We start from the raw sequence: 25,907 nt of genomic DNA, 5'->3' as shown, positions 1-25,907 counted from the left end.
GACCGGCAGCCTACGCCGACCGATACCCGGCGAGTATCACCACCCACCCGATCGGTGTTGGACGCGGGAACCACCCCGGACCGACGATCGAGCACATGGAGAACGACAAGACAACCGCGCTGGTGACCGGCGCGAACAAGGGCATCGGGTACGCGATCGCCGAGCAGCTGGGTGCGACGGGGATGCGCGTGCTCGTCGGCGCACGGAGCGACACCGGTCGCGAGGAAGCGGTGGAACGACTGCGGGCGAGCGGGGCCGACGCCCTTGGGGTCCGGCTCGACGTGACGAGTGACGAGAGCGTGGCGGATGCCGCAGCAGAGGTCGAGGAGCGCTTCGGACGACTCGACGTCCTCGTGAACAACGCCGGGATCTCGGGCCCGTTCGACCCGGTGACGTGGACGCAGGATCCGACGACGCTCGACCTCGACGTCGTCCGGCAGGTCGTCGACGTCAACGTCTACGGCGTCGTCCGCGTGACGAACGCGATGCTGCCGCTGCTGCGCCGCTCCCCCGCGCCGCGCATCGTGAACGCGTCGAGCAGCATGGGCTCCCTCGGCCGCCAGCCGGGTCCGGTGATGGCCGCGTACGCCCCGTCGAAGACGTTCCTCAACGGGATCACGACCCAGTACGCGAGGGCGTTCGCGGACACCCCGGTCATCGTCAACGCCGCGTGCCCGGGGCTCGTCGCGACGGACTTCAACGGCTTCAGCGGCGACCGCACGGCCGCGCAGGGCGCGGCGACGGCGGTGCGGCTCGCGACGCTGCCGGACGACGGCCCGCGTGGTGGCTTCTTCGAGGACGCGGGCGTCGTCCCCTGGTGACCACGGACACGACGGGAGGCCCTGCGCACGTTCCGCACGCGGCGGACGTGAGCAGGGCCTCCTGTCTGGTGCCCCGGTCGTCAGACCGCGGCCGGCGCCGTCTCCAGCGTGGCAGCGAACGGGTCGAAGTCCGCCGGCAGGGACGCGATCGCCCCGACGGTGGACTCGACCTCGACGAACGACCGCCGCTCGATGGACTCCTCCACCGCGACCATCGCGTCGAGCACGTGGTACCCGACGGCACCGGTCGCGATGTGCGAACCGCCGCCGCGGATGGCCCGCGCCATGTCGAGCACACCGAGGCCTCGGCCGACCGTCGGCTCCTCGTCGAGGAGCGTCTCCCACTCCTGTTCGAACGGCCACGAGGCACCGGCGGGGATCGGTCGGGCGATCCGGATCGGGTGCCCGCCGCCGAAGGTGTTCGGGTCGGGCAGGACGATCGTGCCCTCGGTGCCGTTGACCTCGAAGACGCCGTGCCGGAACAGCGGGGTGTCGAACGACAGCAGCGACTGCGCGTTGCCACCCTGCTCGAACGACGACAGGACGGACACGTGGGTGGGCACCTCGACGGGGAACGACTCGCCCGCGTTCGGCCCGACGACGAGCTCTCGGGTCTCGCGGGACCGCGACCCGGTCGCGACGACGGAGTCGATCGGCCCGAGCAGGTGCACGAGCGCCGTGAAGTAGTACGGGCCGATGTCGAACAGCGGGCCGGCGCCCTTGGCGGAGAGGAACGACGCGTTCGGGTGGAAGACGTCCGGCCCCTGCCACTGCATGCTCGTGACCGCGGTGAGCGGCGTGCCGATCGCGCCGGCCTCGATCGCCCGCTTGGCGGTCTGCCACCCCGGGCCGAGCACGGTGTCGGGCGCGATGCCGAGCTTGAGCCCGAGCTCGTCGGCGAGGGCGACCAGGCCGGCCGCGGACTCGCGGTCGACCCCGATCGGCTTCTCGCTCCACACGTGCTTGCCCGCGCGGAGGGCGTCCGTGGACACCGCCACGTGCGTGGCCGGGAGCGTCAGGTTGATGACGATCTCGACGTCGGGGTCGGCGAGGACCGACGCACCGTCGCCGGAGGCTGCGACGCCCCACTTCGCCGCCGACGCCGCAGCACGCTCCGTGTCGATGTCGCCGATCCGGACGACCTCGACGTCGGGGAAGGTCGTGAGGTTCGCGAGGTACTGCTCGCTGATCATGCCGGCGCCGATGATGCCGATGCCGACCTTGCCCGTGCGGGTCATGCGGACACCGCCGATCCGCTCGGCGCGAGCTGCGCGGCGAGCCACTCGTACGACTGGGCGACCCCGTCGAAGACGTCCCCCGCGAAGCCGTCGAACTCGATCACGGCGTACTCGAGAGCCGTCGCGGCACGCAGCGCCTCGGCGAGCCGGACGTCGCCCTGGCCGGCCGGGGTCTGGTCGGTGGGGATCGTCGCGGTGGAGATGTCGTCGCGCATCGGGCCGTCCTTGACGTGCACGGCGACGATGCGGTCACCGAGCTCCTCGATGAACGGCACGAGGTCGATGCCCGCGGCGGAGGCCCAGTACAGGTCGAGCTCGAGCACCACGCCCGGGTCGAGCAGCGAGGCGAGCACCTGCAGTGCGGGCTGGCCGTCGATCTGCGGTCGGAGCTCGTGGTCGTGGTTGTGGTAGCCGACACGGAGGCCGTGCTCGGCCGCCTCGGCAGCGGCGGCGTTGAGTCGGGCCGCGACCCGCTCGACGCCCTCGCGGGTGGTCCAGTGGTCGGGGCCGACGAACGGGTCGATGACGATCTCGAGGCCGAGCTCCTTCGCCGCGGCGAAGGTGTCGGCGTGCGACGGAGCGGTCATCACGGTGCCGTCGGGCAGCGGGATGGTCTCCTCGACGAGGAAGGCGTGGCCGGTCTTCGCGGTGATGCCGTGGGCGTCGAACGCTTCCTTGAGCTGCGCTGCCCGGTCGACGAACGCGAACGCCTCGACGGTGTCGAAGCCGATGTCGGCGAGGCGGCGGACGCCGCCGTCGAGGTCGGGCTCCAGCGCGGCGTTCACCGTGTAGAGCTGCAGGGAGATGGCGGGTGCCATGGCTGGTCCTTTCAGGGAGGCTTGCGGTGTGTGCGGTGACCGCCTGGAGGCGCGACTCGCCTTCGTGAGTCGCGTCGCGCCTCCAGGACCGTGCGCTGGTGCGCCGTCTACCGGACCGACTTGATGGGGAAGATCACGAGTGCGCCGAGGATCACCGCGACACCCGCGCCCCAGAGCATGAGCGTGTAGTTCTGACCGCCCCCGACGCCGAGGAGGAAGAGACCGACGGCCGGGGCGAGCGACTGCGGCAGCGCGTTCGCGATGTTGATCACGCCGAGGTCCTTGCCGGGGCGCTCCGGGTCGGGCAGCACGTCGACGATGAGCGCGGTGTCGATGGCGGAGTAGATGCCGAAGGCGAAGCCCATCACGATCTCGGCGAAGTAGAACCCGCCGACCGTGTCCACGTGCGCCAGGATCACCAGGCCGACGGCGGTGAGGGCCGTGGAACTCCACACGAAGACCTTGCGGCGGCCGATGCGGTCGGACACCCACCCGGAGAGCGCGGCGCTGACCAGCAGGGCGACGGTGTAGAGGAGCACACCGAACGCGACGATGCCGACGGCCTCCTTCTGCGGGAGGCCGATGCGGTCCTCCATGTACAGCAGGCGGTAGGTCGTGAACATGAACGTGCCGAAGGTGATGAGGAAGCGCCCCCACCAGGCGAGCCCGAAGTCGCGGTGCTTGATCGGGTTGGTCCAGAAGGACGAGATGAGGTTGACCCAGCTGAACGGCTTGATCGGCGTCGTGGGCAGTTCGTCGCGGGCCACGAACGAGTAGACGATGATCGCGATGATCGCGATGATGCCCGGGACGATGAAGAGCATCGGCAGGTTGCCGACCAGGTAGACGGCCAGGTACAGACCGGCGAGGATCGCGGTGTTCTGCGCGAGCGCGATGACGCTCGAGGCCTTGCCGCGCTGGAACTCCGGCACGTTGTCGGCGAAGCTCGCGGTCAGGGTGGCGAGGACCGCGTTGGCGGTGACCTGCGCGAGGACCCACGCCAGGGTGAGCTGCAGGACGTTCGGCGAGAACGCGAGCCAGGCGAGCGCACCGACGAAGACGATGACGCCGCCGACCATCCACGGCCGACGACGACCCCAGCGGGTGCGGGTGCGGTCCGAGATCGCGCCGAAGAGCGGGTTCGCGAGCAGGGCACCGATCGCGCCGAACGGCAGGACCGAACCGACGATCGTTTCAGGGTTCGACGGGTTGAGCTCGGTCGCCTTGATCGACATGCTCACGAAGACCGGCGTGAGCAGGGCGACGAAGAGGCCGAACTGGGCGAAGCTGAGGCCCCAGAGGTAGCCGCGGCCGACCCGCATCGTGCTGACGGACTGCGTGATGCCCTCGACCGAGAACGCTCGGGACGCTGCGGCGTCCGTGGCGGTGGCGCCGGCGGCTGCGGTGACCGCGGGGGATGCGGTTCCGGCGATGCCGCGAGTGGGTTCTTCCTTCGACGTCGGTGTCGACATGACTCCTCCTCGAGTCATAGGGGGCTTCGGGGCCCGCTGAATCCCTAGTGCTACTAGGTGATCGGGACAGTAGCACTCAAAACCTCCGACCGGAAGTTTTTGTTTCGGTACTTTGCGCGAGCATTTCGGCGGCTCATGGCTGCCGGTAGGTTGGTCCGGGTGACCTCCAACGATGGAACCGGCAGCCGAGGGCCGTACGCCAAGGGCGTGCAGCGCCGGCAGGAGATCCTCGACCAGACGCTCGAGGTCGTCGCCTCCCGCGGCATCGACGGGACCTCGCTCCGGGCCATCGGCGAGGCGATCGGCATCTCGCACGCCGCACTCCGGCACTACTTCTCGTCGCGCGAGGCCCTGCTCGTCGAGGTGCTGCGGGAGCGTGACGACGCGTCGAACCGGGCGTTGGGCGACACCGGCGGCGTGTTCCCCCGGCTCGAGTTCGTCGCCCACCGGAACGTCAGCGAGCCGGCCCTGGTGACGCTCTACACGACGCTGCTCGGTGCCTCGGTGGAGGCGGGGAACGAGACCGCGCGGTCGTACTTCGCGGCGCGGTTCGCCACGGCGCGCGCTGATCTGGCGCAGCAACTGCGCGACGAGCTCGTCGCCACAGGTCGGCACAGCGATGCGGACCTCGACCAGGTCGCGTCGCTCATCATCGCGGCGTTCGACGGGTTGCAGGTGCAGTGGTTGCTCGACCGCGACGTGGACATCGCGGGGACGCTGCGGTTGTTGGAGCGGGTGCTCTAGCCTCCGAGCTCGCCGTCCGGCGCGGCCCGCGCCTCGGGCCGTCAGTCGAGCCGGACTTCGGCGACACCGCTCCCCCGGCACTGCAGGGGTGCGCCGAAGCCGTAGTCCGTCCAGGTGAGCTCGACGCCGCGCTCGTCGAGCCGCGCACCGTCGGCGTCGAAGAGCGCCACACGGCCGCGTTCGTCCTGCGTCTGCTCGACCGGGACCGTCCAGGTCGCGCCGTCGACCTCGGACGTCGCCGACTCCTGCTCGGGCGTGCAGTCGGTCCCGATGCACACCGCGACCGACCCGACGGCGTCCGCGAGGTGCTCGGGCACGACGACGTTCACCGTGTTGCCCTGCCCGTAGTCGGCGCAGGCGGACCCGGGCGACGAGCACCCGGCGAGCGCCAGGGCCAGCCCGACCCCGATCGTGGCGGTCACGAGCATCCTCCGGCGGTTCCCCATGCTCCATGGTCCCAGGTCACCCGCCGGCCGGCCACCGGCGTCTCGCTCACTCCGTGCCGTCGTCCTCCTCCGGGTTGAAGTGCGAGTCGTCGCCCACGTGTCCGGCGGCGAGACCGTCTGGCTCGTTGGGGATCGTGCCGTCCTCGCCGAGGCCGTCCGGCTTCGGGGTGCCCTCGGGGTCGTTCTTCGGTGCGGTGCCGTCGGTGTCGCTCATGGTCTGCTCCCGTGCAGTGTCGGTTCGGGACCGCCGTGGTCCCGGTGGTGCTGACTCGGAACGTACGGGTCGTGCCTCGGAGATCCCCCGGGGGCGCACCTTCCGGATGTTCCGCCTCGGAGCGCAGCACCTAGGCTGACGACGTGAACCCGGCGCGTCAGCAGCTCTCCGCGCTCGTCGGTCCCGGTGCCGCCCCGCTCGTCACGGGCATGCCGGTGGCCAGTGCCTCCCGCAACGCGGCCGTCCTCATCCTGTTCGGCGAACTCGACGACGTCCCGAGCGACCGCCCCGCCGCCGGCACCGACGTCTCGCGGGACCTCGACGTCCTGCTGCTCGCACGGGCCACCACGCTCCGCGCCCACCCCGGCGAGATCGCGTTCCCCGGCGGCCGGGTCGACCCCGGTGACACGGACGCGACCGCCGCGGCACTCCGTGAAGCCCGCGAGGAGACCGGCATCGACACCGCGGGCGTGGACGTCCTCGGCACGATCGCCCCGGTGCCGCTCGCGTTCTCGCGACACCTCGTCACGCCGGTGCTCGGGTGGTGGCGCGAGCCCTCGCCCGTCCGGGTCGTCGACCAGGCCGAGTCCGCCGCGGTGTTCCGGGCGCCGGTGGCCGACCTGCTCGACCCCGCCCGCCGCGGCGTGACGGTGATCCGCCGCGGCGGCCAGGAGTGGCGTGGCCCGGCGTTCACGATCGACTCCGGCCCCGAGCAGCACGTCGTCTGGGGCTTCACCGCGATGCTCCTCGACGCCCTGTTCGACCGCCTCGGCTGGGCCGAGCCGTGGAACGACCGCCACGAGATCCCCCTGCCGGGCTCGCGCCCCTGAACGGCGCCGTCCCGTACTGTTCGACTGTGCGTACCGGTCCAGCTGATTGGTTCCTCTCCCGCGACGAGCGAGGCAACCTCGCCACCGGCGTGCACGCGGGACACCCCGACGACGACACGGACCGGAACCGGCCCGACGCCGAGGGGGACACCGGCGCCGATGCGGCACCGTGGTCGGAGGGCAACCACGTCCGGCCGCTCGTGCACGGCGCCGCCTACTTCGACCGCATCCACGCGGAACTGACCGCACTCCGCCCCGGCGACCGCGTGTGGTTCACCGACTGGCGCGGCGACGCCGACGAGCGGTTGCTGCCGGACGGCCCGACGATCGGGGACCTGCTGGCGGACCGCGCACGAGCGGGCATCGAGGTGCGCGGGCTCATCTGGCGGTCCCACGGCGAGCGCGTCTCGGCGTCGATCAGCGCCCGGTCGAACGAGCTGCTCGGCCGGAAGATCAACGACGCCGGCGGCCAGGTGCTGCTCGACCAGCGCGTCCGGGTGTTCGGCTCGCACCACCAGAAGTTCTTCGTCATCCAGCACCGCGACGACCCCTCGCGCGACGTCGCTTTCGTCGGCGGGATCGACCTCTGCCACAGCCGTCGCGACGACGCCGCGCACGAGGGCGATCCGCAGCCCGTCTCGATCGACGCCCGCTACGGGGAGCGCCCGGCCTGGCACGACGCGTCGATGGAGCTCCGCGGGCCGGTCGTCGCGGACGTGCTCGCCGTGTTCGCCGAGCGCTGGGACGACCCGCTCCCCCTCGACCGCAGCCTGCCGTACCGGATGCTGCTGCAACGCCTCGTCCACATGCCGCGCCGCCCCGAGCCGCTGCCCGAACGCACGGCGCCACCACCACCGGCCGGGCACCACGCCGTGCAGCTCCTCCGCACGTACGGGGTGAAGCGCCCGCCGTTCCCGTTCGCGCCCCTGGGTGAGCGGAGCATCGCCCGCGCCTACGGCAAGGCCTTCGCCCGAGCGCGATCGCTGCTCTACATCGAGGACCAGTACCTCTGGTCCCGCGAGGTCGCGACCGGCATCGCCGAGGCCCTCGAACGCAACCGGGAGCTCCGTGTCGTCGTCCTCGTGCCGCGGTACCCGAACTCGGACGGGCCGCTCGGCGGTCCCCCGAGCCGGTTCGGCCAGATCGAGGCGCTCCGGACGCTCCGCCGCTCCGCACCCGACCGTGTCGGCGCCTTCGACCTCGAGCACGAGGACGGCCGCCCGATCTACATCCACGCCAAGGTCTGCATCGTCGACGACGAGTGGTTCACGATCGGCTCGGACAACTTCAACCGCCGCTCGTGGACGTCCGACAGCGAACTCACGTGCGCCGTCGTGGACACCTCGGACGACGACCGGTCCCTCGCCCGGGACCTCCGCCACGAGCTCTGGGCGGAGCACCTCGCGACGACGCCCGACGACGAGCGGTTCACCGGGTCCGGCGCGGACCTGCTCGCCCTCTGGCGCTCCACGGCACGTGCGCTCGACCACTGGCACGAGGACGGGCAGCCCGGCCCGCGGCCCCCTGGACGCATCCGCCAGCACGAGCCGGAGCCGGTCTCCGCGCTGCAGCGTCTGTGGGCACGTCCCGCCGCGCGCCTCGCCGTGGACCCCGACGGCCGGCCGCGCCGGTTGCGCGGCTCGACCCGCTTCTGACGGGAGGCGCGGTGCGGGCCCGACCCGCGCCTCCCGTCCGCCGTCCACTCGCGTCCACCGCCCCCACCTACGCTGGGTGCATGGGGGCACGCGAGGACTGGTGGGACGATCCCGGCGACGACCTGGTGCTGCACCCGCCGCGAGCCGAGCAGGCGCCGCCACCCCGCGACCCCGGCTCGGTCGACCTCGTCGCCACCGTCCTGCTCCTCGGCGCGGCCGTCCTGGTGAGCCCGGCGGCGTGGTTCGGCGTCCTCATCGGCCAGCTCGCGTTCGCCGGGTGCGCGCAACCGTCGCCGGGGTGCAGCAGCGCTGACGACCCCGGCGCGGCCGTACGCAACTGGCACCTCGTCCTCACGCTCGTCGTCCTCGTCGCGGGGGTCGTCGGTTCGATCGCGCGCCGTGCCCGACGCCGGACGGGGTGGCCCGTCGCACTCGCGACACTGGTCGGCGTGCTCGTGGTCTTCGCCGGAGCCGTCATCGCGATCCAGGTCGCCAGCGGGGGCAACCTGTTCTAGCCATCCTCGGCCGGGGACCCGCTCGGGATCAGTTGTAGGACGCCAGCCGGTTGGGGGCGGTGTTCCCCGCCGGCGTCGGCACCGCTCCCCCGACCCCGTTGATCACACTCGAGATCGTGCCCGTGTCACCGAGGGACACCGTGACGAGCCCGTGCGCACGGACACCGGCGGTCTGCGGGACCTCGAACGCCCGGTCGGCGTGCACCGCCGGGTTCGTGTTGAAGAAGCAGTAGACACCGCCGCCCCAGATCTCGTGGCTCGTGACGTTCGCGGCGACCTTGTAGGCGGCGTAGCCGGCACCGGTCGGGCTCTGCCACGACGCGTTGTCCGGCACGTCGTACGGCATCTCGTTCTGGAAGAAGATCGTCCGTCCGTTGTTGCCGTTCCACTGGACTTCGTACTTCTGGTAGTGCTCGACGAACAGACCGGTCGCGAGGACGTCGTTGCCGTTCACCTCGACGCCGGTCGCGCCGGTGTTGACCGTCCACCCGGTGGCGGCTCCGCCGTGGTCGGCGCGCCAGGCCCAGATGTGGTCGACCAGGGTGTCGTCGGCGTTGACCTGGAGGGTCGTCGTCGCCTTGCCCTGGATGCTCGAACCCACGCGGAAGAACACGTCCTGGATGCTCTGCGGGTCGGCGGCGTGGTCGACGTGCGAGCCGCTCGTGCCGAGTCGGACCAGCTGGGCGCTGTTCTGCGAACCGGCGTCCACGACGAGGTTCGACACGTTCACGCCGGCGACGTCGGTCGAGGTGAGCACCGCGTTGCCCTGCGTCGGCACGAGCGTCGGGAAGCCGATCCCGGTGACGACCGTGTCGGGACGGGTGACCGCGATGGGAGCGTTCAGCTGGTAGGTGCCCGGTGTGAAGAACAGGTTGAGGCCCTGCGACAGCGCACTGTTGATCGTCGCCGCCGAGTCACCCGGGTGGGCGACGTAGAAGTTGCGCATCGGGATGTCCGTGCCGGCGGTGTTCGGCCAGGTCACGCCCGACGAGTTCTGCCGGAGCGAGGGGACGAACACGTGGTACTTGTCCGACGAGTCGACGTACAGGTACGGCTTCTCGCGGGTCGTCGGCGTGGTGGACAGGGTCGTGTAGCTCTTCGAGAAGTCGTTCGCGGGAGCGCCCTGCACGCCCGAGAACGTCATGTTCCAGTTGCCGCCCTGCCAGGACCCGATCGACGAGTTGCGGGTGTACCACTGCTGCTGCGAGCCGGAGGTCACCGTCCCGTCGACCTTCGTGTCGGCGATGTACCCGCCGGAGGAGTACCCCTGGCCGCCGTCCTGGTTCGAGGGTCCCATCGTGAGGTTCCCCTTGATGTGGACCCGCCGCATCGGGGCGGCCTGGGACACCGCCCAGCGGTCGGTTCCGGCCTCGGGGACGATCGCCACGTTCTCGACCGACCGCCAGAAGTTCTGCGTCGCGTTCTTCTCGTCACCGGCGTTCCACCCGGAGTCGACGTTCACGGCGCCGTTGATGGTCACGTCGTCGGGGTTCTTCCCCAGGCCGGCGACCGTCGTGTAGAAGCCGAGGTTGGCCCACACCCGTCCGTAGCTCCCGGGCTTGAACAGGAAGGCGGAGCGCTGCGTCCCGAACTGCGCGGTCGTGCTCCGGAGCTGTGCGTTGAACGCCGCGTCGACGTCGGCCTGGATCGTCGAGGTCGGCGTCGAGGGGCTGTAGATCTTGACGTTGCTCCCGAAGTCCGGGGTGTCGCTCGTCGTGACCGCCTGGGCGGCGACCGCGGGCAGCAGTGCCCCCACGACACCGGCGCTCAGCGCGATCGCGACGAGGTGCTTCATCCGTCGTTGCATGATGCTCGATTCGTCATCGTGCGGCGTCGTTGCCGCACGCAACAGACGGTAGACCCGACCGTGCCCGGGAGCAGTCCGACGATCGGAGGACCAGGACGTGCCCCGGACAGCCCAGCGTGCGCGTTCGTGCTCGGCCCGCCCGGCGAGCAGCGATGTCAACCGCTGGACTGACGAACCACCCGCCGCGCCCTCCTATCGTTGGACCGCCGCGCAGCGCATCCCTGCGCCGCGGCGGACGAGGGGAGAACGACGTGCTCGAGAACCTGGGCGGCGCACACGTGCTGGTCCTGCTGGTCGTGCTGGCGCTGGACGTACTGGCGCTGGTGCAGGTGTGGCGGGACCGACGTCGGAGCGACCTCGTGAAGATCGTCTGGACCGTCGTGATCGTCGCGGTGCCGGTCATCGGCGTGGTCGGGTGGGCCGTGAACTGGCTCCTCGGGCGTGCGGCCGACCGGTTGAACCGGACGAGCGGTCCGAGCGCCTGACGCGCAGCGTGGTCGAGACGACAGGACCCGGCGGTGTGTCCGGGTGCTGAGCGAGCGACATGCCGAACTGATCGCCGAACTCGAAGCGGCGGCGTCGGACGAGTGGGGTCCGCGGGCACTCCTCGCCTGCCTGCGGAAGCTCCGCGACGGCGGCCCGACCGAAGCGGAGTCCGTGGTCGTCCACGATGCCTGGGCGACCGAGGACGGCTTCCGCGTGGTCTACGACGCTCCGTCGGGCGGCCCGCGCGTCGGCATCGTCCGCGAGCGCTCGACGACGATCGACTGGCTGGACGCCTACACGACCGGCGAGGAAGCCACACCCGAGGAGTTCGGCTGGGAAGTCGCCGATTTCAACATCGGCGAGCCGCTCGGCCGGTGGCTCGACCACCTCGACGTGGACGCCGACGGCCTCGGCTGGTGGGGACACGTCCCGATGCACCGCGCGGGGCGGCGGCGCTGACCCAGCCGGGTCCGGTCGCCGGCCCGGCAGCCGTGGACGCGACCACGGCTCGGCCAGGAGGCGCGGTGCGGCGCCGACCCGCGCCTCCCGACCCACGGTCGCTGCGGTTCAGAGCCGCTTCGCGTACCACCGGTCCGAGTAGGGGTCGTCGGTGAAGGCGGCCACGCGCTCGAACCCGAGCCGCTCGTAGAGCGCACAGGCCTCGGCGAGTTCAGCACGGGTGTCCAGCCGGAGCACGCCGATCCCGCGGCGACGGCACGCCGCCTCGAGCTCGCGCACGAGTCGGGCCGCCGTGCCCCGTCCACGCGCCTCGGGCAGGGTGAAGACCTTCGTGAGTTCGGCGACACCGAGACCGACACCGGCACCGAACCGCGCTCCGGCGCACGCGATCGCCCGCCCCTGCTCGACGGCGACGAGGAACACCCCGGACGCACCCTGCAGGTCGTCGTACGGCTCGTCGCGCAGCGCGTGGTCGACCTCGTCCTCGGTCGCCGGGCGTCCGTACCAGCGCGACGCGACCTCGGCGAGGTACGTCCGCACGATCCCGTCGGCCACCGGGTCACCGGGGTGGACGACCTCGACGTCGACGCTCGACCCGTCGCTGATCCGTTCGTCCACGGTCCTCCCTGAAGCTCACTGCGACCGTACCGGCGAAGCGATGTCGAGCGCAGTCCAGCCCTGCAACGGAGGAACCTTGCGCGGTGCGATCAGTTCGGAGCGCGGGGCCGCCGGATGCGCACGATTCCGCCGGAGATGGGCAACTTTGCGGCCCCCGATCTTCCCTAGGCTCGATGCACCAGCGCACCCGCAGCCAGCCCAACGACGGGAGGTACGACATGTCGCAGTTCGTCCAGGAGTTCTCGAAGGACGCCATCGTCGGAGAACCCGAGGTCGTCGAGGACCGCCTGTCCGTGCGCGAGGTCGCCGCCCACCCGGCCTGGCTCCGGCTGCAGGACGCCGTCACCGCGCTGCAGACCGTCCAGGTGCAGGACGGCTCCGTGCCCGAGCCTGCCGACCACGCTGCCGCGACCGAGCACGTCGCGACGATCGTCCCGGCCATCGCCGAGCTGGCACCGCACTTCCCGCACGACGCGGCCTTCCTCGAGGCCGTGCAGCACGACTTCGCCCGGTGGCGCGACGAGGGGTTCGGCGTCCCCGACTTCCTCGACTCCCTGAACGCGTTCCAACCGCAGCAGCACCGCGTCGATGGGCTCGGCCACCTCGTCGTGTTCCCGATGGTGACGCAGAACGGCAGCTCCTCGCGGTTCGTCGAGGCCGTCCTGGTCGAGGTCATCTGGCCCGAGTTCATCGCCGAGCTCGAGGCCGGGGACTACGGCAACGCGCTCTTCGTCGCGCTGCGGTTCGTCGACTTCACCCCCGGGTACGACACGAACTCCGCCGTGCTCTTCCCCGAGACCGTCGCGATGCGCGAGCTGCCGACGTTCACGTGGGGCGCGATCTTCCAGGACCGCGAGGCCGCCCGCTACCGCCGGGTCGTCCGCGCAGCCGCCGAGATCACCAAGCTCGACCTTCCTGACGACGCACGCGCGATGCTCGACGACCAGGAGCTCACCGAGCAGGTCTTCGTGATGTGGGACATCATCCACGACCGGTCGCACATGCGCGGAGACCTGCCGTTCGACCCGTTCATGATCAAGCAGCGGATGCCGTTCTTCCTCTACTCGCTCGAGGAGCTGCGCTGCGACCTCACCGCGTTCCGCGAGTCCGTGCGTCTGGAACGCACCCTCTCGGCGCTGCCGGATGCGAGCCTCCAGGACGCGCAGCGCGCCATCCGTGACCACGCGCGCCTCGTGCAGTACGCCGTCGTGTTCGACCGCATCTTCCGCTTCGCGATCACCGGCAGCCGTGTCCGCAACTACGACGGCCTCGGCGGCCAGCTGCTCTTCGCGTGGATGCACCAGCACGACGTCCTGCACTGGACGGACACGCAGCTCACCATCGACTGGGAGGCCGTCCCGGACGTCATCATCGCCCTCAGCGACGAGATCAACGAGCTGTACCGGCGCTCGATCGACCGGCCGAAGGCAGCGCACTGGCTCGCCGCGTACGAGATGCTCACCCGGACGCTCACGCCGCACCCGGCCTCGGCCTGGGCGCGCGGACTCCCCACCGAGACGCTCGCCGGACCGCCGAAGGGCTACACCGACGCGGTCATGGACGACGAGTTCCCGCTGTCGATGTTCTACGAGGCGCTCAACAAGAAGATGGCGCCGGTCATCGCGTCGACGGCCGGGATCACCGGGACGACGGAGGTCGCGGCGTGAGCGATGGGTCGCTCACCGGTCGCGTGGTGCTGGTCGCGGGCGCGACCAGCACCAGCGGCGAGGCCGTCGCGCGGTCGCTGGTCACCGCCGGTGCGACGGTGGTCGCGGTCGGCACGAGGGCGGCGGGCCTGGAGGCGCTCAGCACCGCCGTTCCGGGCGTCACCACCCACACGTGCGACCTCTCGTCGCGTGCGGACGTCGCCGCGCTGGCGTCACGGATCCACGCGGACCTCGGGCCGATCGACGGACTCGTCCACCTGGTCGGTGGCTGGCGTGGCGGCGGCAGCATCGCCGGCCAGTCGGACGACGACTGGGACTTCTTCGACCGGGCCTTCCGGACGCTCCGGAACACGACGCGGGAGTTCTTCGCCGACCTCGTCGCCTCGCCCGCCGGACGCCTGGCCTTCGTCTCCTCCACCACCGTCGACTCGCCCACCGCCGGTGCCGCGAACTACGCCGCCGCGAAGGCCGCCTCGGACGCCTGGGTCCGCGCCGTCGCCCAGGGCTTCGGCACGGACGCGCCCGACACCGCCGCCGCCGTCGTGTTCGTCGTGCGTGCACTCGCCGGCCTCGAGGCGCGACTCGGCGACGAGGTCGTGCGGCTCTGGTCGGCCGACCCCGCAGCCGTGAACGGCACCCGCATCCCGCTCTCGGCGGGCGACGCCCCGAACCTAGGATGAACGCGTGACCCTTCGACTCCACGACCTGGACCTGCGGGGCTTCGCCTCGGACAACTACGCCGGCATCCACCCCGAGATCCTCGCGGCGATCACCGCGGCCAACGACGGCCACCAGATCGCCTACGGCGAAGACGTGTACACCGCACGGCTCAACGAGGTCGTCGGGGAGCACTTCGGGTCGCAGGCGCAGGCGTTCCCGGTGTTCAACGGCACCGGCGCGAACGTCGTCGGACTGCAGTCGATGCTCCCCCGCTGGGGCGCCGTCGTGTGCACCTCGACCGCGCACATCCACACCGACGAGGCCGGTGCCCCCGAGCGCGTCGGCGGGATCAAGCTCCTGCCCGTCGAGACGCCGGACGGCAAGCTCACCCCCGAGCTCATCGACAAGGAGGCCTGGGGCTGGGGCGACGAGCACCGCGCCCAGCCGCTCGTCGTCTCGATCACCCAGACCACCGAACTCGGCACGGCCTACTCGGTGGACGAGGTCCGCGCGATCGCGGACCACATCCACCCGCTCGGCATGACGCTGCACATGGACGGCGCCCGCATCTCGAACGCGGCCGCGAGCCTCGGGCTCCCCCTGCGCGACTTCACCACCGACGCCGGCGTCGACGTGCTGAGCTTCGGCGGGACGAAGAACGGGATGCTCTACGGCGAGGCGATCGTCGTCCTGAACCCCGAGGCATCGGAGGGCCTGCACTACCTCCGCAAGCTCAACATGCAGCTCTCGTCGAAGATGCGCTTCGTCTCGGCACAGCTCATCGCCCTGCTCAGCGACGATCTCTACCTCCGGTCGGCCGGGCACGCCAACGCCATGGCGCAGCGACTCCGCGGCGCCCTCGAGGCGGGGATCGCCGACGGCAGCATCCGCGGCGTCGGGTTCAGCCAGGAGACCCAGGCGAACGGGGTCTTCGCGACGCTGCCGGCCGGCGTGGCCGATCGGCTGCGCGAACACTTCCGGTTCTACGACTGGGACGCCAGCCGGAACGAGGTGCGGTGGATGTGCTCGTTCGACACCTCGGAGCAGGACATCGACGCGTTCGTGGCGGCGCTGACGCGGGAGCTCGCCGCAGTGTGAGCCACTGACATTTGCGCATTTCACCGGCTACCGGCAGGGTGGAGCCGCCGGCAAGGGGTGCCGGACCGGAGGGAACGCAGATGCAGTCATCCACCTCGTCACCGTCGAAGATCGCCGTCGCCGTCGTGCTCGCGGCGGGACTCTGCACACCGCTGTTGTCAGCGCCGCCGGCGTCTGCGACGCAGAGCCCGATCGCGGTCGACACGGCGACGGTCGCCATGGAGCTCGAGTTCCAGGCCGCCGACATCGCCGGTGGTCTCGAGCTGATCGAACGAGTGCCCGAGCGCGTCCTGCTCGAAGGTCAGGCGGCGTACGACGCGTGGATCGCCGCGAACCAGCACGTCCTGGCAGCGGCGCGCGCGAGTGTCCTCGAATGCACCGGCGCGATCGCGCTCCTGATCGCGTCCGCCGCGTTGCCCGTCGCGAAGATCCTGAAGATCAAGCGCCTGATCAACTCGCTCGGCGGCGTCACGAAGGCCGTCCGCGTCATGTGGGGCGCATCCTTCAGCTGGGAGAAGATCCGCGCGCTCGGCGGAGCTGCCGCAGCGCTCGGGGCCGAGCTGCTCGGCGTCGCCGCCGTCAAGCGCGGGTGCTTCCGGTGAGACGCTGGGGCCCGGCACTGATCGTCTGCGGCGGGCTCGCTGCCACCGCTGGCGCCTGGTACGCGCTCGATCTCGTGTACGCCTGCGTGGCGGCCCTGGGGACGCTCACCTACGCCGCGTTCGCGTCGCCGGTGATCGGCTCGACAGCAGTGCCGCCTGGGAGCACACCTGACCCGACGGAGGTCCGGCGTTGGCGGGAGCAACACCCCGGTTCGACGGTGAGCGAGGCCATCGCGGCAGTGTCTGCGCGGTGATCGCGGTCTGGACCGCGGCCGACGCACCACAGCGACGGACGGGAGGCGCGGGGCGGAGCCGCACCGCGCCTCCCGTCCGTCAGCCGGTCACGTGACGGTCCGCACCAACTCGACCAGGCGCAGTGACGGGGCGTCCCGCCCCAGCCCCAGCAGTCGGAAGTCGCGGGAGCGACCGCTCGGGCGGAACCCGCGACGCTCGTAGAAGCGACCGGCCGGCACCGCCCGGTCGTACACCTCGAGACGGAGCCGCTCGCCGTGCCCCGCTGCCCACCCGACCACGTGGTCGAGCAGCGCATCCGCGACGCCGTTCGCCCGGCCGCGGGACGACGGCGTGACGTACACGCCGGTGAGCACGGGGTCGTTGCCGTACGCGTCACCGACCTGGCCGCTCATCATCCCGATCCAGCGACCCGTCCGGTCGATCGCCACCACGCTCGTCGTCTCGGTCCCCTCGCCACGCCTCGCGCGGAGCCGCCAGTCGTCCTCGGTCATCGCGAGCGTGTACTCGAGCGTCGCCCCGTAGGAGATCGGGTCGTCCGTGGCGTTCTCGATGCGGAGGGCGCGCACCTGCTCCCAGTCACGCTCGGTCGTGGTTCGGATCGTGAAGTCCCCCGGCATGTCCGCAGCGTACCGGCGGCGGGGTGCTCAGCCCGTGAGACCGAACAGCCGACGGGCGTTCCCCGACGCGAAGGCATCGCGGGCCTGCTGATCGGGCAGTGCCGTGAGGAAGGCGGCGATCTCCTCGCGGGTGGGCTGCTGGAACGGGTGGTCGGTCGAGAACAGGAGCCGATCCGGCGTCGTGATGCTCAGGGCGTGCCGCAGCATCGCCGGGTCGAGCATGCCGGAGGCCGTGATCCAGACGTTCTCGCGCAGGTACTCCGTGATCGACCGTTCGAGACCGGCCGCACGTGCGAGTCCGTCGGCGCGGTCGTGCCAGAACAGCAGGAGCTCGCCCCAGTGCCCGAGCACGAGCTGCAGCGACGGGTGACGATCCAGCACGCCGCGCGCCATCAGCCGGAGCGCCGCCGTTCCCGCTTCGAGGTGCCAGCCCCACGAGAAGGTCGCCAGCGCGAGGTCGGGCAGGCCGCCGAGCCCGGTGTAGGAGGCGTCCCGGACGGCCCGCGGGGGGATCTGCGGGTGGATGAACACCGGCTGCCGGAGCTGCTCCGCGACGGTCCAGAGCTCCTCGAAGCGCGGGTCGTCGATCAGGACGTCCCCGGTCCGGCCGTGCAGCATGACGCCGACGAGGCCGAGTGCCGCGGCGCGCTCCAGCTCCACGGCGGCGGCGTGCGGGTCGGCGAGCGGCAGGGTCGCGAAGGCCCGGAAGCGGTCCGGGTGTGCGGCGACCGCGGCAGCGACCTCGTCGTTCGCATCGCGGCTCAGCGCGATCGCTTCGGCGGCGTCGAGCCCCTGCGTGCCCGGCGGGGCGAGGGACAGGACCTGCATGTCGACGCCCTGTGCGTCCATCGCGGCGAGGCGCTCGCTCCCGATGTCGCCGAGGCGCCGCGCGGCATCGCCGTGGTCGTTGAGGACGAGGCTGTCGTCGCGCCGGTCAGCCGGCAACGCGCGCTGCGCACGGTCGATCCCCTCGTGCACCCAGTGCTCCTCGATCCCGATCAGCAGATCCGCCACGACGTCACCCTTTCGCTCATCAACTGTTGAGTGGACCGTAGCACCTCCGCTCACCGTCTGTAGAGTGAACTCGTGCCCGAGTCACTCCCCCGCAAGGACCGCCGAGCCGCCACCGCTGCCCGGATCCTCGAGGCCGCGCAGACCGAGTTCGGGGTGCACGGCACCCGTGCGACGATCCGCGGCATCGCGCAGCGCGCCGGAGTCGACCCCTCACTCGTCCTGCAGCACTACGGGTCGAAGGACAACCTGTTCACGCTCGCCGTCCAGCCCGTCGCCTCCGTGAGCGCGGACGACGTCGACGACCACCTGCGGACGGTCCTCGACGCGCGGCTCCTCGAACTCCCCCCGGCCACCCGCGCGCTGATCCGTTCGATGTTCACGTCCGAGCAGGCAGCGCAGCTCATGCGCAAGTACCTGCAGGAACGGGTCGAGGCCCTCGCGCACGCCAGCGGTACCGAGGACGCCGAACTCCGGGCGACCGTCGTCGTGTCGAGCATCCTCGGGCTGACGATCGCCCGGCACTTCATCGGGCTGCCGGGCCTCGACCCTGGAGCGGACGGCTCCCGCACGCCCGATCAGGTCGCGGACGTCGTCGAACCCTGGCTCGCGGCACTGCTCGCCGGCACCGAGGACGCCTGAGCAACCGAGCAGTCAGCTCCAGGCGCCGCCCTCCGCACTGAGGTGCTGTTCACCGAGCGGCGTGATCGGGACCACGGCGAGACTGGTGAGACCGACGCGCAGGAGCTCCGCACGCGACACTCCCACCCGCCCGATGGCACCCATCCCCTCGATGACCGCGCAGAAGTAGGTGGCGAGCGCCTCGGCGTCCGCATCCGCCTCGATCTCACCGGCCACCTGGGCGTCGACGATGCAGGCCGCGTAGTCGGCACGGATCGCGTCGAAGGCCTTCGTGACGGTCGCGGCGACCTCCGGATCGCGAGCGGCGAGCTCCACCGACGCGCGCACGAGCAGCGACGGTGCTGCCTGCGCGGCGCCGTGTTCGACCGCCGCCGAGACGAGTTGCGTGCGGATGCGGGCGATGGGGTGCTCGGCGCTCTGCAGCACGGTCTTCACCGCGTCGACAGCACCGTCGGTGTCGCTGAGGAAGGCCCGCATGAAGAGTTCCTTCTTGCCACCGAACGCGTTGTAGAGGCTCTGCCGCCCGAGCCCCGTGGCCTCGAGCAGGTCGTCGAGCGACGTGCCCTCGAACCCGGTCTCGGCGAACGTGCGCCGCGCCCGCTCGATCACGTCCGCCTCGTCGAACTTGCGTGGTCGTGGCACCGGGGAACCTCCGCGTCTCGTTGTTGACTGATCCGTCCATTATGACGTACCGTTCTGGATCAATCAGTCAACAACTCACATCGGAGCATGCAATGACCGGAACACTGCAGGACAAGACAGCACTCGTCTCGGGCGGGACGTCGGGGATCGGACTCGCGGTCGTGCGCCGTTTCGTCGCCGAGGGCGCCCACGTCGTCGTCACGGGCAGGCGCCAGGAAGCACTCGACGCGATCCAGGCGGAACTCGGCGACGCCGTCACCACGGTCCGCGCCGACGCCACGCGTCCGGACGGCATCGCGGCGGTCGTCCGCGCGGTCGCCGAGCGGGGGACCGGACTCGACGTCGTGCACGCGAACGCCGGAGTCGGCGAGTTCGGGGCCCTCGAGTCCGTGACCGCCGACGACTTCGAGACGACCTTCGGCACGAACGTCCGGGGAACGCTCCTCACCGTGCAGGGTGCGCTGCCGTTCCTGCACGACGGGTCGACGATCGTCGTCACGGGATCGACGTCGGCCGCGGGCACCGAACCGATGCTCGGGCTGTACGGGGCCTCGAAGGCAGCGGTCGCGGCGCTGACCCGCACGTGGGCCAGGGAACTCGCTCCCCGCGGCGTCCGGATCAACACCGTCGTCCCGGGTCCGACCGAGACACCGGGGTTCGTGGGACTCGCCCCCGGCGACTCGGACGCGTGGCTGGACCAGGTCGCCAGCGGACTCCCCTTCGGACGGCTCCTGCGTCCTGAGGAGGTCGCCGCCACCGTCCTCTTCCTCGCGTCCGACCAGAGCTCCGGCATGACGGGCAGCGAGCTCCTCGTCGACGGCGGCAGCACGATCGTCTGACCACCGCCGCCCGCCGGCGACCACACCAGTAGGCTGCCGCCGTGACCCTGGTGCAGCTGCGCGTCTTCGTCGCCGTCGCCCACCTCGGCTCGTTCACGGCGGCCGCGGCGGCCCTGCTCCGCTCGCAGTCGTCGGTCTCCGAGTTCGTCCGCCGGCTCGAGGGCGCGTACGACACCGCGCTGTTCGTCCGGGGCCGGCGGCGCCTGACCCTGACGGACGCCGGCGCGGTGCTGCTGCCGATGGCGGAGCGGATCATCGCCGAGGCCGACTCGGCGGACCGGGCCCTCCGCGCGGTGACGTCACTGGTCGGCGGGACGGCGTCGTTCGGACTGCTCCGCAACGCGAAGTACTACGCGCTCGACGAGCTCCTCACCCGATTCCACGCCGCGCACCCGGCCGTGCGGCTCCGGGTCATCGGGCTGAACTCGGTCGAGGTCGCGAACGAGGTGGCCTCGGGCGGTCTCGAAGCAGGGCTCGTCGTCCTGCCGATCGACACCGACGGGCTCCGGGTGACGCCGCTCCGCCGTGACGAGGTCGTCTTCGTCAGCCGGGACCCGTCGGTCGCCGAGCAGCCGATGACGATCGAGGCCATGGCCGCTCGTCGCCTCGTCCTGTACGACGCGCACTACGGCTGGCGCGACCCCACCCGACGGCAGTTCGCCGAACGTGCCCGACTCGCCGGGGTGTCCCTCGAGCCGCACGTCGAGGTCGAGCAGGTCGAGACCGCGCTCGCCCTCGTCGCGTCGGGAGTGGGCGACACGTTCATCGCCCGGGCGGTCGCCGAGGTGTCCGCCGCGGGCCTCGGGCTGCACTGGACGCCGTTCGCCGAGCCGGTCCACGACACCGTCGCGCTCGTCGAACGGGACGGGTCGATCCTGTCGGCGGCGACCGCGGAGCTCGCCCGTCTGGCCCGCGAGCTCCTCACCGAGGGGTGACCGGCGTCGTCAGCGGCCCGTGAGCGGTCCGTAGAGATCCGGCCGTCGGTCACCGAACAGGTCCGCGCGCGGTGTGAGGGTCTTGTCCCGGGTGGCGACGAGGTCGAGGTCGACGACCACCGTGCCGGGGCCCGGCCCCGTCGCGGCGCGCACCCATCCGTCGGCATCGACGATCGAGGTCCCCTCGTTCCAGTCGACCCCGCGCTCGGTGCCGCACCGGTCGGCGCAGACGATCGCCATCCGGTTCACCCGCGCGGCAGCCATGGCGATCTGCACCTCGGGGGCACGCTCCCCCGCGGGGCGCTCGACGTACGGCCAGTTCGTCGGCACCGCGAGCACGTCCGCACCGTCGAGCGCCGCCAGCCTGGTCCACTCCGGGAACTCCATGTCGAAGCAGATGGCCACGCCGATGCGCCCGTGCCGGGTGTCGACGACGAGCGGCGGCCGGGACCCCGGCGTGAAGCACTCCTTCTCGCCGTCCCACAGGTGGACCTTCCGGTAGACGCCGATCACCCCGGACGGGTCGACGACCGCGGCGGAGTTGTACACGACACCGTCGTCGCCGAGTTCGGCGAAGCCGCCCACGACGACGCCACCGGCGCCGCCGGAGAGCCGGGAGGCGGTGGTCGCCCAGTCCGTCACGGTCGCGTCCGACGCGGCGACGGCTGCAGAACGGGCCTCGGCGGCATCGCGGAACACGTAGCCGCTCGTCGCGAGTTCCGGGAGGACCACGACGTCCACGTCGTCCGGGACGGCGGCGAGCGCCGCCCCCACCGTCGCGGCGTTCGCCGCGACGTCACCGACGACGGGCGCGAGCTGGACCGCGGCGACGCGGGTCACGCGACCACGTCCTCGTCGTCACGGGACGCGGGTCGCTGCGGCGGTGCGGTGCCGTCGTCGACTGCGGGAGGTGCCTCCCGGCCGTCATCGGTCGACGCTGCCAGGGCGACCCGCACCCGTTCGACCAGCCCCGTCCGGAACGTGATCGCGAGCCCGACGAGGAGCCACGCCGCGACGATGTACGGGAACCAGCTGTACGGCGCCTCGAGCCCGACGGCGTTCTTGTAGATCGTGTAGAGCACCAGGGCGAGCGCCAGGACCGGCACGACGATCTGCCACCTCGGGGTGTCGGTCCGGCGCGAGAAGAAGAGGAACCGGACGGCCCCGACGGTGGCGAGGACGTAGGCGACGAGCAGTGCGATGGTCCCGACGGTGAGGGCCCAGTACGTCGCGTCGAGCACCGCTGCGCCGGAGAGCCGTTCCCCGACCACGACGAGCAGGACGACGACCGCGACGACGCTCAGGGCGTTGACCGGCGATCCCTGCGGCGACAGCTTCGCGACCGGCCGGGCGATGCCGGTGTCGCGGGACAGGGCGAAGAGGACCCGCGACGCTCCGGACAGGGTGCCGAGGAAGATGGCGAACAGGCTGACGACGGCGGCGAGGGTGAGCAGGTCGGCGAGCCAGCTGCCGACGTACGTGCGGGCCAGGTCGCCGTAGGGGGCCGCCGAGCCGGCGAACTGCTTCACCCCGGCTGCCGAGGTGCCGTAGCCGAGCGACTGCGCGACGATCGACAGCAGGTAGAACGCTCCGACGACGACGATCGCGATCTTCAGCGCCTTCGGGATGTCCCGCTTCGGGTTGCTCGTCTCCTCGCCCAGGGTCGCCGCGCCCTCGAAGCCGGCGAACGCGAGGAACCCGAACACCGCGGCGCCCGCGATCAGACCGACGTCGGTGCCGCTCGGCAGGGCGAGGAAGTCCCAGCTGAGGTGCCGACCGGCGGGCGCCGCGCCGACCCCGAGCCGGACGAGCACGACGACGTTGAGGACGGTGACCAGCACGGCACCGATCAGCTCGGCGTAGAGCAACGACCGGGTGATGACGTGGACCGGGCGACGTCCGAGCAGCACGACGACGGCGAGCGCCACGATCGTCACCCAGATCCAGTCCGGCGCGACGTCCAGCCCGACGTCGTTCAGCAGCTGCGTGACGAACAGGCTGATCTCGATGCCGGACCCGGCGCCGATCGTCACGTAGCCGAAGAACAGTGCCCAGCCGGCGACGAACCCTGCTCGCGCGCCGAGCGTGAGGCCCACCGTGGCGTAGACGGAGCCCGTGTGCGCGATGTGCCGCGACAGCTTCACGAACCCGTACGCGACGAGGGACACCGCGACGAGCGCGAACACGAAGGCCCAGGTGGCGCCGCGGCCGAGGATGCCCGCGGCACCCGCCCCGAGGAGCGCCATGACCCCGACGGGTCCGATGAGCCCGACGGAGAACGCCGCGGCGTCGGCGACCTTGAGCTCCCGTTTCAGGCCGGGGCCGGCGGCGCCGGGGCTCGAGGGGACTGGGCTGGAGTGGTGCTCGGTGGTCATCGCTGGCTCCGATGCGGTCGGTGTTCGGGTCGGGTGGGGTGGAGGTGAGGGGGTGGTGCCGGGGTCAGTCGTTGCTCGCTGCGACGGGTGCGTACGTGTCGAGGCGCATGGTGGCGGTGGCGCGGTGCGCGCTCATGCCCTCGCTCGCCGAGATGACGTCGACGGCGTGCGCGACCGACGGGGTGGCCTCGCGGGCGATGCGCTGGTAGGTGAGCGGCTTGAGGTAGCGCGACACCGAGAGTCCGGCGCTGTGCTTCGCTCCCCCGGCGGTCGGCAGGGTGTGGTTCGTGCCGGCCATGCCCTTGTCCGAGTAGGCGACGGTGCTCCAGTGCCCGAGGAACAGCGAGCCGTAGTTGGTGAGGTGGTCGTGGTACCACTCGTCGTCGGTGGTCTGGACCTCGAGGTGTTCCGGAGCCAGCTCGTCCATCACGAGCACGGCGTCCTCGCGCGTCGGGACGAGCACGACCGAACCGTGGTCGCGCCAGGCGGGCCCGCAGATCGCGTTCGTGGACAGTGCAGGGAGCTGCCGCTCGACGGCGGCCACGACCTCGTGCGCGAGCCGCTCGGACGTCGTGACGAGGGCCGCCGGGGAGTTCGGCCCGTGTTCGGCCTGCCCGAGCAGGTCCGCGGCGACGATCTCCGCGTCCGCCGAGTCGTCCGCGATGACCGCCACCTCGCTGGGACCGGCGAGCAGGTCGATCGCGACCGTCCCGAAGAGCTGGCGCTTCGCCTCGGCCACGTACGCGTTGCCTGCGCCGACGAGCATGTCGACCGGGTCGAGGTCCGTGTCGAGCAGACCGAACGCCATCGCCGCGAGCGCCTGCACCCCACCGAGGACGAACAGCCGGTCGACTCCGGACAGGTGCGCCGCGTACGTGACCGCGTCGTTCGCGCCACCGTCCGGCTGCGGCGGCGTGCACGCGACGACCGACGGGACACCAGCGACCTTGGCCACCCCGACCGTCATGAACGCGCTCGCGGTCAGCGGGAAGCGCCCGGCGGGCAGGTACGCGCCGACGCTGCCGACCGGGACGTAGCGCTGGCCAACGACGAGGCCGTCGGCGAGCTCCGCCTCGAAGTCCGTGAGGTGCTCCCGCTGCATCGCCGCGAACTGCTTGGTCCGCGCCGAGCCGAGCTCGATCGCCTCACGCAGGTCCGGCGCGAGGCGGTCACCGCTCGCCGCGATCTCGGCAGCGGACAGCTCGAGGAGTGCGTCCTGCCGGTCGAGTTTCCGGGCGTACCGGGCGATCGCGTCCATGCCACCGCGTTCGATCTCCGAGAGCATGCGGCTCACCGTCTCGATGACCGCGGGGTCGCGCTGCGCGGGCGGGGTGTCGAGGCCGGGTGCCTTGACGAAGCGGAAGCGGTCGGCGTTGCGGGTGGCGAAGCGGGAGGAGAGCTGCATGGGTCCACCCTGGCCACGGGTGGGGCGGGGAGGTAGCCCGAATGGCAGCCGAGGTCCATCGGGAAACACGATGGGACACGCGACGCGGTCGTGCCTCGTGCTGTCGGTCCCTGCTGATCCGCGTCCGACGGTCACGAGACCGACCTCTTCCCCCTCGCGGATCGGCTGGCACCCGACGACGCGAAGATCGCACTCCGCGTCACCCTCCCGGTGCACCACGGGATCACCGCGCTCGACGAGGACGCCATCCGGCGCTGGTCGGGCGGCCCGGCACCAGGCCCGGTCCCCCACGATCTGGGGTAAGCACCACGACCCTCTCGGCGTGACCCGATTCCGAATCCCCTGGACGCATCCACCCGAGGATCGGAGCCCACCGTGCTCATGCGCGCCCCCACCGCAGCACCACCGCAAACCGCCGACTTCGCATCGATCGTGCGACGGCACACGCCGCTCGTGCACGCCACCGCCATGCGCGTCCTGCACTCCCACGCGGACGCCGACGACGTCGTGCAGGAGACGTTCCTCGCGGCGTGGACGCACCTGGGGACGATCGTCGATGCAGCGGCGATCGGCGGCTGGCTCGTGACCACTGCTCGGCGGCGGAGCTACGACCGGTTCAGCGGGGCCGCCGCGCGGGTCACCGGACGGCTCGACGAGTCGACGCCCGCAGCGGACGACCACGCCCCGACCGGTGTCACCGAGCGTGCGTCCCTCGCGCAGGCTGCGACGGCGGTGCTCACGACGATGCCCGCGACGCAGCGCCGGTGCTGGGAGCTGCGGCACGTCGAGCAGCTGTCCTACCGGGAGGTCGCCGATGCGCTCGGCCTGCCGGTCTCGACGGTGCGCGGGATGCTCGTCCGGGCGCGGGCGACGCTCTCACGTGAGCTGGCGGCGTGGCGGTGACCTGACGGTGGACGGGAGGCGCGGGGGGCGCGGGCCCCCCCCCCCCCCGCCCCCCCGGGGGGGCCCCCCGCCGCGCCCCCCCCCCCCCCCCCCCCCCCCCCCCCCCCCCCCCGCCCCCCCCGCGCGCCCCCCC

The 25,907-nt window shown here is 71.7% G+C and carries 28 protein-coding genes; 15 read left to right on the top strand and 13 right to left on the bottom strand.

Translation table 11 applies throughout. From position 1 onward, the window contains the following. Positions 1-95: 95 nt before the first annotated feature. A complete protein-coding gene (locus ACIPKM_RS00215) occupies positions 96-821 on the top strand; it encodes an SDR family oxidoreductase (protein ID WP_402735869.1) in 726 nt (241 codons plus the stop codon). An 80-nt stretch (positions 822-901) separates the two neighbouring features. On the opposite strand, the gene ACIPKM_RS00210 is transcribed toward ACIPKM_RS00215, so the two are convergent. The 3 genes from ACIPKM_RS00210 to ACIPKM_RS00200 all read right to left on the bottom strand — a co-directional run bounded on the left by ACIPKM_RS00210 (position 902) and on the right by ACIPKM_RS00200 (position 4,349). After that, positions 902-2,059 (bottom strand): Gfo/Idh/MocA family protein, encoded by a 1,158-nt coding sequence (locus ACIPKM_RS00210; protein ID WP_402735868.1) that lies wholly within the window; start codon positions 2,057-2,059, stop codon positions 902-904. After that, complete coding sequence (locus ACIPKM_RS00205; protein ID WP_071303018.1) at positions 2,056-2,877, bottom strand: sugar phosphate isomerase/epimerase; 822 nt, start codon at positions 2,875-2,877, stop codon at positions 2,056-2,058. Before ACIPKM_RS00205 ends, ACIPKM_RS00210 begins: the two co-directional genes overlap by 4 nt. Before the next feature lie 107 nt (positions 2,878-2,984). Then, entirely contained in the window at positions 2,985-4,349 is a 1,365-nt protein-coding gene (locus tag ACIPKM_RS00200) for an MFS transporter (RefSeq protein WP_402735867.1), read from the bottom strand. A 159-nt stretch (positions 4,350-4,508) separates the two neighbouring features. On the opposite strand from ACIPKM_RS00200, the gene ACIPKM_RS00195 reads away from it, so the two are divergent. Then, the gene (locus ACIPKM_RS00195) at positions 4,509-5,093 is read left to right on the top strand and encodes a TetR/AcrR family transcriptional regulator (RefSeq protein ID WP_254790859.1); all 585 of its coding nucleotides are present in this window, start codon (positions 4,509-4,511) and stop codon (positions 5,091-5,093) included. A gap of 41 nt (positions 5,094-5,134) precedes the next feature. On the opposite strand, the gene ACIPKM_RS00190 is transcribed toward ACIPKM_RS00195, so the two are convergent. Next, positions 5,135-5,515: a hypothetical protein gene (locus tag ACIPKM_RS00190; RefSeq protein WP_402735866.1), complete on the bottom strand. Its 381-nt coding sequence runs from the start codon at positions 5,513-5,515 to the stop codon at positions 5,135-5,137. A gap of 70 nt (positions 5,516-5,585) precedes the next feature. Continuing rightward, positions 5,586-5,753 (bottom strand): hypothetical protein, encoded by a 168-nt coding sequence (locus ACIPKM_RS00185; protein WP_175473708.1) that lies wholly within the window; start codon positions 5,751-5,753, stop codon positions 5,586-5,588. A gap of 209 nt (positions 5,754-5,962) precedes the next feature. On the opposite strand from ACIPKM_RS00185, the gene ACIPKM_RS00180 reads away from it, so the two are divergent. The 3 genes from ACIPKM_RS00180 (at position 5,963) to ACIPKM_RS00170 (ending at position 8,753) form a co-directional block, all read left to right on the top strand. After that, positions 5,963-6,583 (top strand): CoA pyrophosphatase, encoded by a 621-nt coding sequence (locus ACIPKM_RS00180; protein ID WP_261646010.1) that lies wholly within the window; start codon positions 5,963-5,965, stop codon positions 6,581-6,583. Between the two features lie 26 nt (positions 6,584-6,609). Continuing rightward, positions 6,610-8,238 (top strand): phospholipase D-like domain-containing protein, encoded by a 1,629-nt coding sequence (locus ACIPKM_RS00175; protein WP_402735865.1) that lies wholly within the window; start codon positions 6,610-6,612, stop codon positions 8,236-8,238. Positions 8,239-8,318: 80 nt separating this feature from the next. Continuing rightward, complete coding sequence (locus tag ACIPKM_RS00170) at positions 8,319-8,753, top strand: hypothetical protein (protein ID WP_402735864.1); 435 nt, start codon at positions 8,319-8,321, stop codon at positions 8,751-8,753. A 28-nt stretch (positions 8,754-8,781) separates the two neighbouring features. Here ACIPKM_RS00170 and ACIPKM_RS00165 read toward each other — a convergent pair whose 3' ends face one another. Continuing rightward, positions 8,782-10,548 carry a hypothetical protein gene (locus tag ACIPKM_RS00165; RefSeq protein ID WP_402735863.1) on the bottom strand — a complete coding sequence of 589 codons (1,767 nt, stop codon included), beginning with the start codon at positions 10,546-10,548 and terminating at the stop codon, positions 8,782-8,784. Between the two features lie 263 nt (positions 10,549-10,811). On the opposite strand from ACIPKM_RS00165, the gene ACIPKM_RS00160 reads away from it, so the two are divergent. Then, complete coding sequence (locus ACIPKM_RS00160) at positions 10,812-11,045, top strand: PLDc N-terminal domain-containing protein (protein ID WP_022907408.1); 234 nt, start codon at positions 10,812-10,814, stop codon at positions 11,043-11,045. Positions 11,046-11,088: 43 nt separating this feature from the next. Next, the gene (locus ACIPKM_RS00155) at positions 11,089-11,505 is read left to right on the top strand and encodes a hypothetical protein (RefSeq protein ID WP_402735862.1); all 417 of its coding nucleotides are present in this window, start codon (positions 11,089-11,091) and stop codon (positions 11,503-11,505) included. A gap of 108 nt (positions 11,506-11,613) precedes the next feature. Here the strand turns inward: ACIPKM_RS00155 and ACIPKM_RS00150 are convergent, their stop codons facing one another. Further along, positions 11,614-12,123, bottom strand: a complete 510-nt coding sequence (locus ACIPKM_RS00150) for a GNAT family N-acetyltransferase (protein WP_402735861.1) — start codon at positions 12,121-12,123, stop codon at positions 11,614-11,616. Between the two features lie 218 nt (positions 12,124-12,341). Here ACIPKM_RS00150 and ACIPKM_RS00145 point away from each other — a divergent pair, with 218 nt between their 5' ends. The 4 genes from ACIPKM_RS00145 (at position 12,342) to ACIPKM_RS00130 (ending at position 16,150) form a co-directional block, all read left to right on the top strand. Continuing rightward, entirely contained in the window at positions 12,342-13,790 is a 1,449-nt protein-coding gene (locus ACIPKM_RS00145; protein ID WP_229085525.1) for a DUF6421 family protein, read from the top strand. After that, a complete protein-coding gene (locus tag ACIPKM_RS00140) occupies positions 13,787-14,470 on the top strand; it encodes an SDR family oxidoreductase (protein ID WP_402735860.1) in 684 nt (227 codons plus the stop codon). Before ACIPKM_RS00145 ends, ACIPKM_RS00140 begins: the two co-directional genes overlap by 4 nt. A 4-nt stretch (positions 14,471-14,474) precedes the next feature. Further along, on the top strand, positions 14,475-15,548 hold the full coding sequence (locus ACIPKM_RS00135; protein WP_070417992.1) for a low specificity L-threonine aldolase: 1,074 nt from the start codon (positions 14,475-14,477) through the stop codon (positions 15,546-15,548). An 80-nt stretch (positions 15,549-15,628) separates the two neighbouring features. Then, positions 15,629-16,150, top strand: coding sequence for a hypothetical protein (locus tag ACIPKM_RS00130; protein WP_402735859.1), 522 nt, complete (start codon positions 15,629-15,631; stop codon positions 16,148-16,150). Between the two features lie 341 nt (positions 16,151-16,491). On the opposite strand, the gene ACIPKM_RS00125 is transcribed toward ACIPKM_RS00130, so the two are convergent. Together ACIPKM_RS00125 and ACIPKM_RS00120 are read right to left on the bottom strand one after the other, a co-directional pair. Beyond that, on the bottom strand, positions 16,492-17,022 hold the full coding sequence (locus tag ACIPKM_RS00125) for a GNAT family N-acetyltransferase (protein WP_402735858.1): 531 nt from the start codon (positions 17,020-17,022) through the stop codon (positions 16,492-16,494). A gap of 27 nt (positions 17,023-17,049) precedes the next feature. Then, positions 17,050-18,036 carry an amidohydrolase family protein gene (locus tag ACIPKM_RS00120; RefSeq protein WP_402735857.1) on the bottom strand — a complete coding sequence of 329 codons (987 nt, stop codon included), beginning with the start codon at positions 18,034-18,036 and terminating at the stop codon, positions 17,050-17,052. A gap of 72 nt (positions 18,037-18,108) precedes the next feature. On the opposite strand from ACIPKM_RS00120, the gene ACIPKM_RS00115 reads away from it, so the two are divergent. Beyond that, positions 18,109-18,675: a TetR family transcriptional regulator gene (locus tag ACIPKM_RS00115; protein ID WP_402735856.1), complete on the top strand. Its 567-nt coding sequence runs from the start codon at positions 18,109-18,111 to the stop codon at positions 18,673-18,675. A gap of 12 nt (positions 18,676-18,687) precedes the next feature. On the opposite strand, the gene ACIPKM_RS00110 is transcribed toward ACIPKM_RS00115, so the two are convergent. Beyond that, a complete protein-coding gene (locus ACIPKM_RS00110) occupies positions 18,688-19,317 on the bottom strand; it encodes a TetR/AcrR family transcriptional regulator (protein ID WP_402735855.1) in 630 nt (209 codons plus the stop codon). A gap of 92 nt (positions 19,318-19,409) precedes the next feature. Between ACIPKM_RS00110 and ACIPKM_RS00105 the strand changes: the two genes are divergently transcribed. Then, entirely contained in the window at positions 19,410-20,156 is a 747-nt protein-coding gene (locus tag ACIPKM_RS00105) for an SDR family NAD(P)-dependent oxidoreductase (RefSeq protein WP_402735854.1), read from the top strand. A 41-nt stretch (positions 20,157-20,197) separates the two neighbouring features. Next, positions 20,198-21,091 (top strand): LysR family transcriptional regulator, encoded by an 894-nt coding sequence (locus ACIPKM_RS00100; RefSeq protein WP_070417990.1) that lies wholly within the window; start codon positions 20,198-20,200, stop codon positions 21,089-21,091. Positions 21,092-21,100: 9 nt separating this feature from the next. Here the strand turns inward: ACIPKM_RS00100 and ACIPKM_RS00095 are convergent, their stop codons facing one another. The 3 genes from ACIPKM_RS00095 to hisD all read right to left on the bottom strand — a co-directional run bounded on the left by ACIPKM_RS00095 (position 21,101) and on the right by hisD (position 24,871). Further along, positions 21,101-21,931, bottom strand: coding sequence for a nitrilase-related carbon-nitrogen hydrolase (locus tag ACIPKM_RS00095; RefSeq protein ID WP_402735853.1), 831 nt, complete (start codon positions 21,929-21,931; stop codon positions 21,101-21,103). Beyond that, complete coding sequence (locus ACIPKM_RS00090) at positions 21,928-23,466, bottom strand: APC family permease (RefSeq protein WP_402735852.1); 1,539 nt, start codon at positions 23,464-23,466, stop codon at positions 21,928-21,930. The genes ACIPKM_RS00095 and ACIPKM_RS00090 overlap by 4 nt, the downstream gene beginning before the upstream one ends. Before the next feature lie 64 nt (positions 23,467-23,530). Then, complete coding sequence (hisD, locus tag ACIPKM_RS00085; RefSeq protein WP_402735851.1) at positions 23,531-24,871, bottom strand: histidinol dehydrogenase; 1,341 nt, start codon at positions 24,869-24,871, stop codon at positions 23,531-23,533. A gap of 381 nt (positions 24,872-25,252) precedes the next feature. Here hisD and ACIPKM_RS00080 point away from each other — a divergent pair, with 381 nt between their 5' ends. Beyond that, on the top strand, positions 25,253-25,774 hold the full coding sequence (locus tag ACIPKM_RS00080) for an RNA polymerase sigma factor (RefSeq protein ID WP_402735850.1): 522 nt from the start codon (positions 25,253-25,255) through the stop codon (positions 25,772-25,774). Positions 25,775-25,907: the final 133 nt, after the last annotated feature.

It is taken from the genome of Curtobacterium sp. NPDC086286 (assembly GCF_044746255.1).
Taxonomy (GTDB): domain Bacteria; phylum Actinomycetota; class Actinomycetes; order Actinomycetales; family Microbacteriaceae; genus Curtobacterium.
The sequence above is the reverse complement of the archived record's forward strand: the minus strand, read 5'-3'. Positions and strand labels throughout refer to the sequence as shown.